At 54.6% G+C, this 14,814-nt stretch carries 16 protein-coding genes and 2 pseudogenes; 8 read left to right on the top strand and 10 right to left on the bottom strand.

The features are described 5' to 3' along the window. Positions 1 to 29: 29 nt before the first annotated feature. Complete coding sequence (yhbY, locus tag FCN80_RS00595) at positions 30 to 323, top strand: ribosome assembly RNA-binding protein YhbY (protein ID WP_136987883.1); 294 nt, start codon at positions 30 to 32, stop codon at positions 321 to 323. A 106-nt stretch (positions 324 to 429) separates the two neighbouring features. Here yhbY and greA read toward each other — a convergent pair whose 3' ends face one another. After that, positions 430 to 906, bottom strand: coding sequence for a transcription elongation factor GreA (greA, locus tag FCN80_RS00590; protein WP_136987882.1), 477 nt, complete (start codon positions 904 to 906; stop codon positions 430 to 432). 376 nt (positions 907 to 1,282) lie between these two features. Here greA and dacB point away from each other — a divergent pair, with 376 nt between their 5' ends. Next, a complete protein-coding gene (gene dacB / locus FCN80_RS00585; protein ID WP_136987881.1) occupies positions 1,283 to 2,716 on the top strand; it encodes a serine-type D-Ala-D-Ala carboxypeptidase in 1,434 nt (477 codons plus the stop codon). A gap of 208 nt (positions 2,717 to 2,924) precedes the next feature. Here the strand turns inward: dacB and cgtA are convergent. The 4 genes and pseudogenes from cgtA to rplU all read right to left on the bottom strand — a co-directional run. Beyond that, positions 2,925 to 3,980, bottom strand: a pseudogene (gene cgtA / locus FCN80_RS00580) (Obg family GTPase CgtA); the annotation flags it as partial. Positions 3,981 to 3,996: 16 nt separating this feature from the next. Beyond that, positions 3,997 to 4,977 (bottom strand): DMT family transporter, encoded by a 981-nt coding sequence (locus FCN80_RS00575; protein ID WP_136987879.1) that lies wholly within the window; start codon positions 4,975 to 4,977, stop codon positions 3,997 to 3,999. A gap of 100 nt (positions 4,978 to 5,077) precedes the next feature. Then, on the bottom strand, positions 5,078 to 5,335 hold the full coding sequence (gene rpmA / locus FCN80_RS00570; protein ID WP_136987878.1) for a 50S ribosomal protein L27: 258 nt from the start codon (positions 5,333 to 5,335) through the stop codon (positions 5,078 to 5,080). A gap of 17 nt (positions 5,336 to 5,352) precedes the next feature. Further along, on the bottom strand, positions 5,353 to 5,664 hold the full coding sequence (rplU, locus tag FCN80_RS00565; RefSeq protein WP_136987877.1) for a 50S ribosomal protein L21: 312 nt from the start codon (positions 5,662 to 5,664) through the stop codon (positions 5,353 to 5,355). A 264-nt stretch (positions 5,665 to 5,928) separates the two neighbouring features. Between rplU and ispB the strand changes: the two genes are divergently transcribed. Next, positions 5,929 to 6,900: an octaprenyl diphosphate synthase gene (gene ispB, locus FCN80_RS00560; protein WP_136987876.1), complete on the top strand. Its 972-nt coding sequence runs from the start codon at positions 5,929 to 5,931 to the stop codon at positions 6,898 to 6,900. 49 nt (positions 6,901 to 6,949) lie between these two features. Here the strand turns inward: ispB and FCN80_RS00555 are convergent, their stop codons facing one another. After that, positions 6,950 to 7,336: a DNA-binding protein gene (locus FCN80_RS00555; protein WP_170975288.1), complete on the bottom strand. Its 387-nt coding sequence runs from the start codon at positions 7,334 to 7,336 to the stop codon at positions 6,950 to 6,952. A 185-nt stretch (positions 7,337 to 7,521) separates the two neighbouring features. Between FCN80_RS00555 and FCN80_RS00550 the strand changes: the two genes are divergently transcribed. Further along, positions 7,522 to 7,785 (top strand): helix-turn-helix domain-containing protein, encoded by a 264-nt coding sequence (locus tag FCN80_RS00550; protein ID WP_136987874.1) that lies wholly within the window; start codon positions 7,522 to 7,524, stop codon positions 7,783 to 7,785. Positions 7,786 to 7,830: 45 nt separating this feature from the next. Here the strand turns inward: FCN80_RS00550 and FCN80_RS00545 are convergent, their stop codons facing one another. Both FCN80_RS00545 and mdh read right to left on the bottom strand, forming a co-directional pair. Further along, positions 7,831 to 8,214 (bottom strand): DNA-binding protein, encoded by a 384-nt coding sequence (locus tag FCN80_RS00545; RefSeq protein ID WP_136987873.1) that lies wholly within the window; start codon positions 8,212 to 8,214, stop codon positions 7,831 to 7,833. Positions 8,215 to 8,888: 674 nt separating this feature from the next. Beyond that, positions 8,889 to 9,827: a malate dehydrogenase gene (gene mdh / locus FCN80_RS00540; RefSeq protein WP_136987872.1), complete on the bottom strand. Its 939-nt coding sequence runs from the start codon at positions 9,825 to 9,827 to the stop codon at positions 8,889 to 8,891. A 393-nt stretch (positions 9,828 to 10,220) separates the two neighbouring features. Here mdh and argR point away from each other — a divergent pair, with 393 nt between their 5' ends. Beyond that, a complete protein-coding gene (argR, locus tag FCN80_RS00535) occupies positions 10,221 to 10,691 on the top strand; it encodes a transcriptional regulator ArgR (RefSeq protein ID WP_136987871.1) in 471 nt (156 codons plus the stop codon). Positions 10,692 to 10,821: 130 nt separating this feature from the next. Here argR and FCN80_RS00530 read toward each other — a convergent pair. Further along, positions 10,822 to 11,010, bottom strand: a pseudogene (locus tag FCN80_RS00530) (hypothetical protein); the annotation flags it as partial. A 111-nt stretch (positions 11,011 to 11,121) separates the two neighbouring features. Between FCN80_RS00530 and FCN80_RS26620 the strand changes: the two are divergent. Both FCN80_RS26620 and yhcN read left to right on the top strand, forming a co-directional pair. Further along, positions 11,122 to 11,220, top strand: a complete 99-nt coding sequence (locus tag FCN80_RS26620; RefSeq protein ID WP_230492438.1) for a helix-turn-helix domain-containing protein — start codon at positions 11,122 to 11,124, stop codon at positions 11,218 to 11,220. 473 nt (positions 11,221 to 11,693) lie between these two features. Next, the gene (gene yhcN / locus FCN80_RS00520; RefSeq protein ID WP_136987870.1) at positions 11,694 to 11,957 is read left to right on the top strand and encodes a peroxide/acid stress response protein YhcN; all 264 of its coding nucleotides are present in this window, start codon (positions 11,694 to 11,696) and stop codon (positions 11,955 to 11,957) included. Positions 11,958 to 12,227: 270 nt separating this feature from the next. Here the strand turns inward: yhcN and mpl are convergent, their stop codons facing one another. After that, a complete protein-coding gene (gene mpl, locus FCN80_RS00515) occupies positions 12,228 to 13,601 on the bottom strand; it encodes a UDP-N-acetylmuramate:L-alanyl-gamma-D-glutamyl-meso-diaminopimelate ligase (RefSeq protein ID WP_136987869.1) in 1,374 nt (457 codons plus the stop codon). A gap of 184 nt (positions 13,602 to 13,785) precedes the next feature. Here mpl and fbp point away from each other — a divergent pair, with 184 nt between their 5' ends. Next, positions 13,786 to 14,790 (top strand): class 1 fructose-bisphosphatase, encoded by a 1,005-nt coding sequence (fbp, locus tag FCN80_RS00510; RefSeq protein WP_136987868.1) that lies wholly within the window; start codon positions 13,786 to 13,788, stop codon positions 14,788 to 14,790. The last annotated feature ends 24 nt before the right edge of the window (positions 14,791 to 14,814 follow it).

The following is a 14,814-nucleotide window of genomic DNA, read 5'->3' as shown; positions in this document are numbered from 1 at the left end:
TTCAATCCCAGTGTAAGTAAAAAAGACAAATGAATCTGAACAACAAACAAAAACAGCACCTGAAAGGTCTGGCCCATCCGCTCAAACCGGTCGTTATCCTGGGCGGCAACGGCCTGACGGAAGGCGTGCTGGCTGAGATCGAGCAGGCTCTCGCGCATCATGAGCTGATTAAAGTCAAGATCGCCGCCGAAGACCGCGACGCCAAAACGCTCATTGCCGACGCCATTGTGCGCGAGACCGGCGCCGTCAAGGTTCAGATTATCGGCAGCATCCTGGTGCTTTACCGTCCCTCCGAGGAACGCAAAGTCAGTCTACCTCGCTGAACCGGCGGATTCTGCTGGAAAGGTGCCATGGTGTTTAATATAGGAAAAGGCCGCTTACGGCCTTTTTCCTTTCTTTACAATTTCCGGCGTCCACAACAGATGCGCGTTACTGGTACGCGACCTTCAGGATCTCGTATTCCACATCGCCGCCCGGCGTGCGAATCAAGGCGACATCCCCCTCTTCTTTGCCGACCAGGCCGCGGGCCATGGGCGAATTGATGGAAATCAGGTTGTGCTTGAAATCCGCTTCATCGTCGCCGACGATGGAATAGGTCTGCTGTTCCTCGTTTTCCAGATTGAGGATGCTGACGGTACAACCGAAAATCACCCGGCCGTTGGCCGGCATCTTGGTGACATCGATAATCTGGGCGTTGGACAGCTTCGCTTCGATTTCCAGGATACGTCCTTCGCAAAATCCCTGTTGTTCGCGCGCGGCATGGTATTCCGCGTTTTCCTTCAAATCGCCGTGTTCGCGGGCATCGGCGATGGCTCTGATGATTTCCGGGCGACGGACGCTTTTTAAAAATTCGAGCTCTTCCCGTAATTTTTCAGCACCACGCAAGGTCATTGGAACTGGAGTCATAGCAATACCTCTAATGATTCATCCTGCAATACTCTTCATCCTGCCAATCGCCGCTTCGTTGGCCGCGCGCGGACGCACCGTCGCGGAAATTTCCGCGTTCACGGGTAAGCCCGCGCCCGCCGACTCGGCGCGCTCGACAGGAACTCGAGTGTAAAAAATCGCCGTTCTGATAACGTTCTCAGTCGTCACGGCGCAACGTTATTTCGCCACTACCCAAGCGAAAAGCAAAAAAAGCCAGGCCTGAAGAACAGTTCAGGCCAAGGGCGTTTGCATTTTGATACGTATTTTAACCCAGAGTTCCCCACGGGTCATCGTTTACTTTAACCCGGTTTGCACCGTAGTATTGCAGCACGTTACTTTGCCATTGCCGGAAATTATGCGTTTTTTACGTTTACTCACAGGATTGATCAGCGTTTTCATGCTTTCCGCCCAGGCGGCGCAGATTGAAAATTATATGGATTTACTGCCGGAAGGCGCGAATTTGGCGTTAGTGGTGCAAAAAGTCGGTTCTGCCACCCCCGTCATAGACTACCATAGCCAGCAGATGGCCTTGCCCGCCAGCACGCAAAAAATCCTCACCGCCCTGGCGGCTTTGCTGGAGCTGGGACCCGACTACCGTTTCACCACCACGCTTGAAACCGACGGCACCGTGGAAAACGGCGTGCTACACGGCGATCTTAAGGCCCGCTTTGTCGGCGATCCGACCCTGACGCGCCAGCAGTTGCGCAATATGGTGGCGCAACTGCGCCAGCAAGGCATCCGCAGCATAACCGGTAACCTGGTGATTGATACGTCGGTGTTCGCCAGCCATGACAAAGCGCCCGGCTGGCCCTGGAATGATTTGACCGAGTGTTTTAGCGCGCCGCCCGGCGCGGCTATCGTCGATCGCAACTGTTTTTCCGTTTCGCTGTACAGCGCGCCGAAACCGGGCGGCATCGCTTATGTGCGCGTCGCCTCCTATTACCCGGTGAATATGTTCAGCCAGGTACGCACCCTGGCGAAGGGTTCGCCGGAAATAAAATATTGCGAACTGGACGTGGTGCCGGGCGAGCTGAACCGCTATACCCTCACCGGCTGCATGCCTCAGCGCGCCGAACCGCTGCCGTTGGCGTTCGCCATTCAGGACGGCGCGAGTTACGCCGCCGCTATTCTGAAAGACGAATTACAACAGGCGGGTATCGCCCTTGGCGGCACCTTGTTGCGCCAGACCCATCCCACGCCGGCGGGCAGGGTGCTGGCGCAAACATCGTCGGCGCCGTTGCACGCCCTGCTGAGAATCATGCTGAAAAAATCCGATAATATGATAGCCGATACGGTGTTTCGCACCATCGGCCGCGAGTATTTTAAAGTGCCGGGCACCTGGCGCGCCGGCTCGGACGCGGTGCGGCAAATTTTACGCCAGCAAGCGGGAATCGACCTGGGCAATACCATCCAGGTGGACGGCTCCGGCCTCTCCCGTCATGATCTGCTGTCGCCGGCCACCATGATGCGGGTTCTGCAATATATCGGCCAGCACGACCAGACGCTGGATTTTATTTCAATGCTGCCTTTGGCGGGCCATGACGGGACCTTGATGTATCGCGCCGGGTTACATGAGGCCGGCGTCGACGGCAAGGTGTCGGCGAAAACCGGTTCTCTACAGGGGGTTTATAATCTGGCGGGCTTCATCACCACCGCCAGCGGCCAGCATCTGGCATTCGTGCAGTATCTTTCCGGCTATGCGGTACTGCCGCAGGATCAGAAAAACCGCCGTATCCCGCTTATCCGCTTCGAGAGCCATTTATATAAGGACATTTACCAGAATTATTAAGCGAAAGCCCGCTGCCCCGACCAGGGCCACGGGCGTCGGCCACACGGTCGCCGCCCTGGCCCCCACCGGGGGAGGCTAACGCCAATCAGCGCTCATAGAAGGTTTCCACGCCGTCTTCGTCGTCTTCGTCCCAGTCATCATCAAGCAGATCGTCTTCATCGGCGTCGGTGTCCGTGCTTTCCAACTGCTCACGATGATAGTCATCCCATTTGAACGCGACTTTTTCCGGCTCGACATCCTGCGCCGGCCGGTCTTTCGGGTGCGCGTTAAGAAATGACATCACATCCCAGCATAATGCCTTAACGCCGTCGCGATTGGCCGCCGATACCAGATAGTATTTTTCGTCCCAGCCCAGCGCCTCGGCAATAGCCTTGGCCCGCTGCTCAGCCTCTCCGGCCTCGAGTAAATCCAGCTTGTTGAACACCAGCCAGCGCGGCTTACTGGCCAGCGTCTCGCTATAGCGTTCCAGCTCCCGGACGATGACGTTGGCATTCTCCGCCGGGTCGGACCCGTCCACCGGCGCCAGGTCGATAAGATGGAGCAACACCCGGCAACGCTCGAGATGTTTTAAAAACCGGATCCCCAATCCCGCCCCGTCGGCGGCCCCTTCGATAAGTCCCGGGATATCGGCGATAACGAAGCTCTGCTCGTTATCCATGCGCACCACCCCCAGACTGGGCACCAGTGTGGTGAAAGGATAATCGGCCACTTTGGGCTTGGCCGCGGACACCGCCCGGATAAAGGTGGATTTGCCGGCATTGGGCAGCCCAAGCATGCCGACATCGGCCAGCAACAACAATTCCAGCAGCAATTGGCGATTTTCCCCCGCAGTACCGTCGGTCTTTTGGCGGGGCGCCCGGTTTACCGATGATTTAAAACGGGCATTGCCCAAGCCGTGGAAACCGCCTTTGGCCACCATCAGCCGCTGGCCGTGACGCGTCATGTCCCCCATGACCTCGCCGGTATCCTGATCCAGGATCCGGGTACCCACCGGCACCTTGATGGTGATGTCCTTGCCGCGCTTGCCAGTGCAATCACGACTCTGACCATTTTGGCCGCGCTCGGCGCGAAACGACCTCTCAAACCGGGAATCGATGAGGGTATTGAGATTCTCGTCGGCCAGAGCAAAAACGTCGCCGCCGTCGCCGCCATCGCCGCCATCCGGCCCACCGTTGGGAATGTATTTTTCCCGCCGGAAACTAACGCAACCGTTGCCGCCGTCTCCGGCAGCCACTTGAATGGCCGCTTCATCAACAAATTTCATGGGGTTTCTCCGTCATTCATTTGCCGGGCGGCTTGACAGGCAGCACCGGTCTTGATTTCGCTTGCCCTGGCCACCAGCGGTGACCGACGGCGGAGAACATCGCGCCCGCCACCACCACGAATGCCCCCACATAACCCAGGACATTCAGTGCCGGCGCGGCAAAATAATCCGGCCAGAACAAGGACAGCAAATCGGAAAATAATAAGGTAAACAACGGCGTCAGCGTGACTATGGCGCTGACCTGCGCCGCCTGCCAGCGCGCCATGGCCTCCGCCAGCGCGCCATAGCCGATAAGGGTATTGGCGCCGCAAAAAATCAGGCTGGCCAGTTGCCAACCGCTTAAATGCAGTACGGCCAAAGGCTTGGTGACCGTCGACAATGCCAATGCACATAAAATATACAACACAAACAGGATCTGTTGCGATCCCAGACGCCGCAGCAACACTTTCTGGGCCACGCCGTAGCAAACCCAGACCGCCGCGGCGCAGACGCCCAAAATGACCCCTAGCGTGTAATTCGTCAGCCGGGTGAAAATCTCCACCAGGCTGGTATTGAAAAACATCACCAGTCCGATAATCAGCAGTATAGCGCCGATGACCTGGGTGATGCGCATCCGCTCTTTCAATATCAGCACGCTCGCCGCCATCATGCCAACCGGCGAAAGCTGGCCTATCACCTGAGAAGTGGTGGGGCTCAGATATTGCAGCGATGAACTGAACAGAACGAAATTGCCCAGCAGGCCGGCGGTGGCGACCAGTACCAGTAATAGCCAGCGTTTGCGAAAAAACAACCACATCGGCGGCAGTTGGCGGCGGGGGGCCAGGATAAAGGCCAATCCCACGCTTGCCATCAGAAAACGGTACCAAACCACGGTATAGGGCTCCATATCGGCAAGCACCTGTTTCATGGCGATGGGCAACGCCCCCCAACACATGGCGGTGGTGAGCGCCAGCGCAATACCCCATCCCGCCTGCTGTCCCGCTTTCTGATTCGTCATTTTGGGTGTCTAAGACAAAATGTGACTGGAATGGAAAGTAAAAAGCCCCGCAACGTATTGCGGGGCTTACTCTGAAATCGCAGCGAGCGAAATCGAAAATTTATTCAGCGACGATGCTGACAAACTTACGGTTTTTCGGTCCCTTCACTTCGAACAGGATTTTGCCTGCCGCCAGGGCGAACAGAGTATGGTCTCTACCGCAACCGACGTTGGTGCCGGGATGGAAATGCGTGCCGCGTTGACGAACGATGATGCTGCCCGCCGGAACGGCTTCGCCGCCGAAACGCTTGACGCCAAGGCGTTTACTTTCCGAGTCGCGACCGTTGCGGGTGGAACCGCCAGCTTTTTTATGTGCCATGAGTGTGTGCTCCTCTGTTAGGCGCCGATGCCGGTAATCTTCACGTCAGTGAACCACTGACGATGGCCCTGCTGCTTACGATAGTGCTTACGGCGACGGAACTTAACTATCGTCACCTTTTCGCCGCGACCGTGCGCAACGACTTCGGCTTTTACCTTTCCGCCATTGACGAAAGGAACGCCAATCTGGATGTCATCACCGTTAGCGATCATCATCACCTGGTCAAACTCAACAGTCTCGCCTGTTGCGATGTCCAGCTTTTCCAGACGAACGGTCTGTCCTTCGCTGACACGGTGTTGTTTACCACCACTTTGGAAAACCGCGTACATACAAAACTCCGCTTTCCGCGCACTCAACTTGAAATCGTCCACAGTGCGCTATAAATATTCACAATAGGGCGCGAATTCTACGCAAAAAACCGACTTATGACAAGAGCAGAATACATACAGGCCGTGAAAAAGTGGCGGGTGACGCGTCTATCATTTATCTCTTGCCGTTTTCAAGTACAATCAGTAACACAGTTTTCGCCATTTGGCGCGATGGGTAGCGTTACTATTCTCCCCAACGGTAATTAATAAACCCGAAAGAAAATAATGAACCTCGATCAAATTACTGAACTTACCGCCCGCGATATGGCGGATGTCAACGCGATCATTCTTGGACAGATGAATTCCGAGGTCGCGCTCATCAACCAACTCGGCCACTATATCATTAGCGGCGGGGGCAAGCGTATCCGGCCCATGATCGCCGTGCTGGCGGCGCGCGCCCTGGGCTATCAGGGCGATAAGCACGTTACCGTGGCCGCCCTGATTGAATTTATTCACACCGCCACCCTGCTGCACGACGATGTCGTGGACGAATCCGATATGCGCCGGGGCAAGGCCACCGCCAACGCGGCGTTCGGCAATGCGGCCAGCGTGCTGGTGGGGGACTTTATCTATACCCGGGCCTTCCAGATGATGACCGGACTGGAATCGCTGCGGGTCCTGGCGCTCATGGCGGAGGCGGTGAACGTCATCGCCGAGGGGGAAGTGCTGCAATTGATGAATTGCAACGATCCGGACATCAGCATCGAAAGCTATATGCGGGTGATTTACAGTAAGACCGCCCGGCTATTCGAAGCGGCCGCGCATGCCTCCGCCATCCTGGCCGGCGCTACGCCGGCCCAGGAGGCCGCCCTGCGCGATTACGGGCGCTATCTCGGCACCGCGTTCCAGCTTATCGACGATTTACTGGATTATAGCGCCGACGGCAAAACCCTGGGAAAGAATATCGGCGACGATCTCAATGAGGGCAAACCCACGTTGCCGTTGCTGCACGCCATGCGCAATGGCAATCGCGAGCAGGCCGCGGTAATCCGGGGCGCCATCGAGCGGGGCAACGGGCGGCATCTGCTGACGTCGGTGCTTGAGACCATGCGCCAATGCGGCTCGCTGGAATACACCCGCCAATGCGCGGAAGCCGAGGCGGACAAGGCGATTTCCTGCCTGGCCGATCTGGACGAAAGCCCGTTTCGCCAAGCGTTGGAAAGCCTGGCGCACTCGGCGGTACAACGGCAGTTTTAAGCGCTATCTTCGCTTTGAGGGAAAAGGCCTTCCGCCGCTTTCCCATCGTTTACCGCCTGGGCGTGATTCCCAGGCGCATCATGAACTTCTCGATTCCCTCGCGCATCACCAGGCTGATGACGTTATCCCGTTCCTCCGGCAGGAACTGCTGGTAGATGGCCATCCAGGCCGATAACGGGTCGGCTTCCGGCTCGGCGGCTTTTTTTCCGGCGCGGTAAGATGGCGGGGCCTCCTCGCGCATCTCTCGCTGGGTCAATGCCCGCTGGACTTCCAGGGGCAGGCTTTCCAATGCGTATTCCAGTCCTCGTCCTTGTCCGCCGGTGCGCAGTTGCCGTTTCCAGTTTTCCCGCCGCGCACGTCCCGTGAGTCCCTGCCGGGTGTCGGGAAGCCCTGCCACACCTAAAAGCTCTTTGGTACTGAACCAGGCTTTTTTCATATCGTTGCATTCCAAAATGGGGATGCCCATTACAAAAATGACTATTTCTGGAAAATTTTTGAAAACCTTTGGGAAAATAAATGCTATATATTTTCCATAGAGAGTCCTTGTTTCCAATTCGTTTGGGTTAATTATGTTATTTATTACATTGAGTTCTCCCTAGCTCATAGCAATGGAATGGTGATATGAGTGAACGGAAAGACGATTGGCACCCGGCAGACATCATTGCGGCACTGCGTAAACGTGGCACCAGCCTGGCAGCGGTCTCACGGGCCGCCGGTTTGAGTTCGTCAACGTTGGCGAACGCACTGAGCCGGCCGTGGCCGAAAGGCGAATGGCTGATAGCGGACCGGTTGGAGATACATCCAGCCGAAATCTGGCCCAGCCGTTATATAGACCCCGAAACGAACCTTCTGATCGACAGGAAACGCCTGATACGCTCGCGATGAAAGGCTCGGACATACGGAGATTTCCCCGTCTCTGTTGTTTGTTAACTAATCCCGATGGGCTTCCGCAAGGAACTCATCGGGATAATCAAGACGCTTAAGGAGGTTAAGCACACCTTCACGCAATATGAAGGCCACAACGAAGTCACGTTCAGCATCGGAAAGCTGCCGATGTATTTCCATCCAGGTGGAAGACGGTTCCTGAGCAGACAATGTATATTCCGGCGAAGCAGACCGCAATGTCAGTGTCTTTTTAACCGTTTCGGGCAAACTTTGCCACGAGTACTCGACAGCCTTTCCTCTTGCGCCTTCGCGTCTTCGTTTTTGCCAGCCCTCTTCCCGTGCCCGGCGGTTCAAACCTTGCCTGGTTTTCGGCAATCCGCCGACGCCAATCAACTCATGGGTTGCAACCCATTCCCTTTTATTTGCCATAGTCTCGTCCCCCTCCTTGTCATGGTGATAAATTGACACTATCGCCATACCCCGCCGCGCGATCTGTCCGTTTCCCCCGGACGAATCGGTGATGGAGTTCCGTCGTTCATTTACCGTACCGTGTAGACTGTTACCGGTAGTCTTAACGGTTTCGATTCATTACATCACAAAAAAAGCGGCAAGTGCTACAGGCTAATTGAAATTTGAGATCAATGCTGGTTTTTTACACACACAAGCAGAAATAATCATTATTAATCAATCTAATAATGCCACAACTTCAAGTTTCCAAAGACATCATTTTTGCTCATTTAAATGCAACTACCTTACAGAAATAGGCCAGCCGGTTCACGGGTGGAATTCACCCAAAACCGGTCAAGATTCAAAAAAACCTGTCTATGCCCTGACGGGTTGATGTTGCGTCGCGGCGGCCAGCGAGCGACAAATCGCCGGGAACCCATTTGCCCCCACGGCGGATCGGTCAGGAGACAGACTGTCCCTCATGCCGCCCCGTGGATATAGGGATGGTCAACGTAGCCGACATAGAGGCGACTTAAAGTATATCGAGTGTGTAACCGGTGGCGATACAGTGATGACAATGCCACGCGAGACGGAAACAAGAAAGTAAAAACACCAGGCGGAAATGCCCGCCCCGATCAGGGACGGGCTAGGGCAACTCACTGATTGACAAAATTCACACCCATTTCAATATCTTTTTTCAAAACATCGCGCATCTGCTGCAACACTTGCTGTTCGTAGGCGCTAAGTGATCCGATAGGCAAATACTCCGCCACGCCTTCTTTCCCAAGCAGCAGCGGTTGGGCAAAAAAGCGGGTAAAGGCGCCATCGCCTTCAACGTAGGCGCATTCCACGACATTCGGTTCGCCGGAGAGGGCGCGCGCCAGCGACAAGCCAAAGCGTGCCGCCGCCTGTCCCATGGACAACGTGGCAGACCCGCCGCCGGCCTTGGCTTCGACCACTTCGGTGCCAGCGTTTTGAATGCGCTTGGTAAGATCGGCCGCTTCTTTTTCGGTAAAGGAAACGCCTTTGACCTGGGACAACAGCGGCAGAATGGTGACACCCGAGTGACCGCCGATAACGCGAACCTCGATATCCTCCGGCGCGCCGCCTTTGAGTTCGGCGACAAACGTATTGGAACGGATGATATCCAGGGTACTGACGCCGAATAATCTGCGTTTATCATAAACGCCGGCTTTCTTCAGCGTCTCGGCGGCAATGGCCACCGTGGTATTGACCGGATTGGTAATAATGCCGATCATGGCGGCAGGACAGGCTTTGGCGACCTGACTAACCAGATTTCGCACGATGCCGGCATTAACATTAAAGAGATCGGAACGATCCATACCCGGCTTGCGCGCCACGCCCGCTGAAATAAGAACGATATCCGCGCCGTCCAAGGCCGGCGTGGCGTCTTCACCGCTAAACCCTTTGATGTTTACCTGGGTCGGGATGTGGCTGAGGTCGACCGCCACACCGGGCGTAACGGGGGCGATATCATACAGAGAGAGTTCAGAACCGGAGGGTAGCCGGGTTTTAAGCAACAGGGCAAGCGCTTGGCCTATGCCGCCCGCTGCGCCGAGGACTGCGACTTTCATTCATATCTCCTTATTATAATAGAGAAAATTAAATGCCGACAAATCATCTGCTTAAGATCATAGTGACATCATCGGCTAAAAACAAATCAGTGATCGCAAAATTGCGAATTGACGCCGGTATTTAGCTAAATGGGCGCGCAATGTTGACCAAATTTGCCTTATTCACTTTTTTCCGTTAGCCGGCATCAGTCATGTTACCTGTGTTTATTATTAACATTACACCCAATTTACCGGACAAAACAACGACGTTTTAATAACAATTTGTTTACTTTAACACCCATGCTAAACCCGGCCGTTGCCCATCGCAGTGAGATGTCCCAAGGGTTGGTATTGCATAAAAATTCATTTAAATGCATAATTAACCCTTAATTATGGGTCAATTTCGGGTTCGATATGCGTAATCAATTAAAACAAGAAGAATTGGTCAAAGCTTTCAAAGCCATGCTCAAAGAAGAAAAATTCAGTTCCCAGGGAGAGATCGTGCTTGCCTTGCAGGAAGAGGGCTTCGAAAACATCAATCAGTCCAAAGTGTCGCGGATGTTGACCAAATTCGGCGCGGTGCGCACCCGTAACGCCAAAATGGAGATGGTTTATTGCCTGCCGGCGGAACTGGGGGTGCCAACCACCACCAGCCCATTAAAAAACCTGGTTCTCGATGTGGATTACAACGAAGCGGTCATTGTCATTCATACCAGTCCCGGCGCAGCACAACTCATCGCCCGTTTGCTGGATTCCCTCGGCAAAGCGGAAGGCATTCTGGGTACCATTGCCGGGGACGATACGATTTTCACCACACCGGCCCGCGGCTTTAGCGTCAAGCAGTTATATGAAGCCATACTGATCCTGTTCGAACAAGAGCTTTAAGAGGCGTAGGTCGTGCTGACAAAAGGGTTTGCGGCGGGGGGTTCTACGCCGGAACCGCCGAAATTTCCGTTACCCCAGTTTCAGCCTGGCAACCAGCGCATCCGGGTCAATAATTTCATTGCCACTCTGGAAGAGCATAAATTTGAGCGTGAAGCCCCTGACGACAATAGGCCAGCGCCAGCTCAGATTGGTCCAGAGCAAGATATTCCAGGCGCTGTGCATCATCGAAATCAGGGAGACCCTACAGCGCTTCCTGCTGGGCATTATTTAAAACAGCCAGTCGTTCACTTTTGCCTGTCGCTTTGCCACGCGTTGTCATCCTGATCCCGCTTAATCATGTCCGTAAGAATATGGCTATCGCCCAGGGAAAAGGGAAACTGCGGGAAAACAACCTAAGTTGTCTGATAAACAGCAAAAAGAGCTTTGCAGGATGCGCGGAAGCGGCGAGTATTCCATCAGCGATCTGGCTGAATTATTTTCCGTTTCGCGGCCGACGGTTTACCGGACGCTTTCCCGCGTACAAAAATAAAAAACTGGATTTAATGAAAATAGCAAGGAGCGGTTATGTACAACAACAATGAAGTTATCAGATACTGTCAGGCCAACAGGATCCTCGCCTTAAACTCGACCATGCAGTTTCTACCGTCGGTCAGCAGGTTACAACTCAGGTTGAAACATTAGGAAGGGGCGCTTCTTCTTTTCGGTCTACGGCCCAACCGTGCTAACAATTGTTTTTGCCCTGGTTCAGGCCTATTTTTTCCCAGGTAGTCCAGTCTGGCCAATCGGTGTTTTCTTCATAGCCGTAATGATTATTTTTGGTCGTTATGTGAAAGGGTGAAACGCTGAACACCCCAATTTGCGTGAACATTTCTAAATTTTCATAACAAATTATGAGCAAACTACTAGTAACGATTGTTATTAGTGTATACTTATTTTCGTGAAGTACATCACGCTTTTACGGGTGATGACGCTAAATTTTCATGCAAGTAAGAGAGGTGGAAAATGAAAGTCAAAACCGCTGTTTCTCTGATGGGGGTCTTATCCGCCCTTTCATTCGGTTCTTTTGCCGCCGAATCCATTAATCTTGACCAGTCGGCGTCCCTGCAACCCATGGGTAGCGTCAGCGTCAGCGGCACCGATGCCTCGCCCGCGGATATGCACCAGGCGTTAAACCAGGCCGCCGATGCCCAAGGCGCCGCCGCCTACCGGGTGGTTGAAGCCCATGACGGCGATTATTGGCACGCCACGGCGGAACTGTACAAATAAAGGCGGTTCAAGCGCCCGACCTCGGGGCCCCGGCCTTTGCCGGCCGGTTGCCGATAGCCGGAAAGGGGGCGTCCCCGGTAAATCAATGCCATCATACCGTACATCGCCTTACCCGAGAGGCCAGTTACAGGATGGCGCATACAACACCCTCAGTGAGTCTGTGTCTTTATCATGACATAAATTTCGTTAGTGATTCTCTCGTCGTCCTATCCGACGAATTTTTGCCTCCGCGTGCGGAGGCTTTTTTTGATCATAACACAGCGCGGTCAATCAAACGGCCTGGCCGGCCTTGAGGTTCAATTGCTTAAGCAGTTTTTCATGAATGCCGCCGAATCCCCCGTTGCTCATGACCAGGACGTAATCGCCGGGCTGGGAGGTTTTCACTATCATATCCACCAGGGTATCCACGTCGGCGCTCCAGTGAGCCGGTTGGACGCAGGCTTCCGCCACTTCGCTCACCTGCCAGGGAATATGCTGCGGCTGGAACAGAAAGACTTCGTCGGCGCGTCCCAGCGCGGGGGCGAGCTCATTTTTGCTTAATCCCATTTTCATGGTGTTGGAGCGAGGCTCAAGCACCGCCAGGATACGGGCTGTGCCGCCTATTTTACTGCGCAACGCCGCAAGGGTCGCCAAAATGGCGGTGGGATGATGGGCGAAGTCATCGTAGAGTTTCACGCCGTTGGCGGTACCCCGCAGTTCCAGACGGCGCCGGGCATTGATAAAACCAGCCAGGGCCCGGCAGGCATCCGCCGGCTGAACCCCCACATGACGGGCCGCGGCAATCGCCATCAGGGCGTTGTGCATATTATGCTCGCCCACCAGATCCCAGTGAACCTCGCCTACCCTCTCGCCCTGTAAAAAGACCTGAAAGACGCTGAAGTCGGCGGCGACTTTCTTGGCGCGCCAGCCGTTGTCTTCGCCGATAAACTCCTGTTCGCTCCAACAGCCCATTGCCATGACCTGCTTTAGGTGGGGATCGTTTTCCGGCAGGATAATGCGGCCCTGACCCGGCACCAGGCGGATAAGATGATGGAATTGCCGCTGAATCGCTTTGAGATCGTCGAAAATGTCCGCGTGATCGAATTCCAGGTTATTGAGCAACAAGGTTCGCGGGCAATAGTGGAGGAATTTGGAGCGCTTATCGAAGAACGCGCAATCATATTCGTCCGCTTCCACCACGAAAAACGGGCTGTCTCCCAAACGGGCCGACACGGTGAAATTGCCGGGCACGCCGCCGATGACAAAGCCGGGATGATAGCCGCATTCTTCGAGGATCCAGGCCACCATGCCGGCGGTAGTGGTCTTGCCGTGGGTGCCGGCGACGGCGATAACCCAGCGTTGCTGCAAGACCTGGTCATGCAGCCACTGAGGGCCGGAGACATAGCGGATTCCCCGCTCCAGTACCGCCTCCACACACGGATTTCCCCGGCTCATGGCATTGCCGATAACGACCAGTTCCGGCTCCGGTTCCAGTTGCGCCGGATCGTAGCCCTGGATAAGTTGAATGCCCTGTTCCTGCAACAGTGTACTCATGGGAGGATAGACATTATCATCGGACCCGGTCACCTCATGTCCCAGGGAACGGGCCAGCATTGCCAGGCCGCCCATAAATGTGCCGCAGATGCCGAGAATGTGTATGCGCATAAGTTTTCCATTTTTTAACAACGTACTGCCATCCATTCTACCGCTGCGATCGTTTGTGATAAACGGATTTAATGATGTGCTTGCATTCGCTTAAGCTAAACTGTTAATAATTATGTCGTGGTAAAGTGCACAAATACCGCTTTTTATCCGCGGCATCTCGTCTTCTTTGGTCAGGGAAAGTGTTATGAAAACGTTAGGCGAATTTATTGTTGAAAAGCAGCATGAGTTTCCGCATGCCACCGGTGAACTGACTTCACTGCTTTCCGCGATTAAATTGGGAGCGAAAATCATTCATCGCGACATCAATACTGCGGGATTGGTGGACATACTGGGTACCAGTGGCGCCAACAATGTGCAGGGCGAAGTCCAGATGAAACTCGATCTGTTCGCCAATGAAAAGCTTAAAGCGGCGCTGAAGGCCCGCGGGCAAGTGGCGGGTATCGCCTCAGAGGAAGAGGACGAACTGGTCATTTTCGACGGCGGCCGCTCGTCAAGCGGTAAATACGTGGTATTGATGGACCCGCTGGACGGATCTTCCAATATCGACGTCAACGTTTCGGTCGGTACCATTTTTTCCATTTACCGTCGGATTTCGCCGGTGGGCACGCCGATTACCGAGGCGGATTTTCTTCAACCGGGCAGTAAGCAGGTGGCGGCGGGTTATGTGGTGTACGGCTCGTCCACCATGCTCATTTATACCACCGGCTGCGGTGTGCATGCCTTCACCTACGATCCGTCCATCGGGGTCTTCTGCCTATCCCATGAAAGCGTCCATTTCCCGCCAAGCGGCAATATGTACTCCATCAACGAAGGAAATTACATCAAGTTCCCCAATGGGGTGAAAAAATACATCAAGTACTGCCAGGAAATGGACGAAGCCACCCATCGGCCTTACACGTCGCGCTACATCGGTTCGCTGGTGTCGGATTTCCACCGCAATTTGATCAAAGGCGGCATTTACATCTATCCCAGCACCGCGACCCACCCGAAAGGCAAGCTGCGCCTGCTGTACGAATGCAATCCGATGGCGTTTCTGGCCGAGCAGGCCGGCGGCAAAGCGAGCAATGGCAAAAACCGGATTTTGGATATCATGCCCGAGAGCATCCATCAGCGCAGCCCCTTCTTTGTCGGTACGCAATCCATGGTGGAAGACGCGGAACGTTTTATGCGCGATTATCCTGACGAATAATCCGTCCGCGGCCTGATATGGAAC

It is taken from the genome of Martelella alba (assembly GCF_005217455.1).
Classification (GTDB): domain Bacteria; phylum Pseudomonadota; class Gammaproteobacteria; order Enterobacterales; family Enterobacteriaceae; genus Acerihabitans.
Note: the sequence above shows the minus strand (reverse complement) of the source record. Positions and strands in the feature narration are given on the sequence as shown.

Bases quoted from the DNA above. Each gene is read 5' to 3' on its own strand.
- yhbY (WP_136987883.1), top strand. From the start codon at position 30: ATGAATCTGAACAACAAACAAAAACAGCACCTGAAAGGTCTGGCCCAT.
- greA (WP_136987882.1), bottom strand. From the start codon at position 906: ATGACTCCAGTTCCAATGACCTTGCGTGGTGCTGAAAAATTACGGGAA.
- dacB (WP_136987881.1), top strand. From the start codon at position 1,283: ATGCGTTTTTTACGTTTACTCACAGGATTGATCAGCGTTTTCATGCTT.
- FCN80_RS00575 (WP_136987879.1), bottom strand. From the start codon at position 4,977: ATGACGAATCAGAAAGCGGGACAGCAGGCGGGATGGGGTATTGCGCTG.
- rpmA (WP_136987878.1), bottom strand. From the start codon at position 5,335: ATGGCACATAAAAAAGCTGGCGGTTCCACCCGCAACGGTCGCGACTCG.
- rplU (WP_136987877.1), bottom strand. From the start codon at position 5,664: ATGTACGCGGTTTTCCAAAGTGGTGGTAAACAACACCGTGTCAGCGAA.
- ispB (WP_136987876.1), top strand. From the start codon at position 5,929: ATGAACCTCGATCAAATTACTGAACTTACCGCCCGCGATATGGCGGAT.
- FCN80_RS00555 (WP_170975288.1), bottom strand. From the start codon at position 7,336: ATGAAAAAAGCCTGGTTCAGTACCAAAGAGCTTTTAGGTGTGGCAGGG.
- FCN80_RS00550 (WP_136987874.1), top strand. From the start codon at position 7,522: ATGAGTGAACGGAAAGACGATTGGCACCCGGCAGACATCATTGCGGCA.
- FCN80_RS00545 (WP_136987873.1), bottom strand. From the start codon at position 8,214: ATGGCAAATAAAAGGGAATGGGTTGCAACCCATGAGTTGATTGGCGTC.
- mdh (WP_136987872.1), bottom strand. From the start codon at position 9,827: ATGAAAGTCGCAGTCCTCGGCGCAGCGGGCGGCATAGGCCAAGCGCTT.
- argR (WP_136987871.1), top strand. From the start codon at position 10,221: ATGCGTAATCAATTAAAACAAGAAGAATTGGTCAAAGCTTTCAAAGCC.
- FCN80_RS26620 (WP_230492438.1), top strand. From the start codon at position 11,122: ATGCGCGGAAGCGGCGAGTATTCCATCAGCGATCTGGCTGAATTATTT.
- yhcN (WP_136987870.1), top strand. From the start codon at position 11,694: ATGAAAGTCAAAACCGCTGTTTCTCTGATGGGGGTCTTATCCGCCCTT.
- mpl (WP_136987869.1), bottom strand. From the start codon at position 13,601: ATGCGCATACACATTCTCGGCATCTGCGGCACATTTATGGGCGGCCTG.
- fbp (WP_136987868.1), top strand. From the start codon at position 13,786: ATGAAAACGTTAGGCGAATTTATTGTTGAAAAGCAGCATGAGTTTCCG.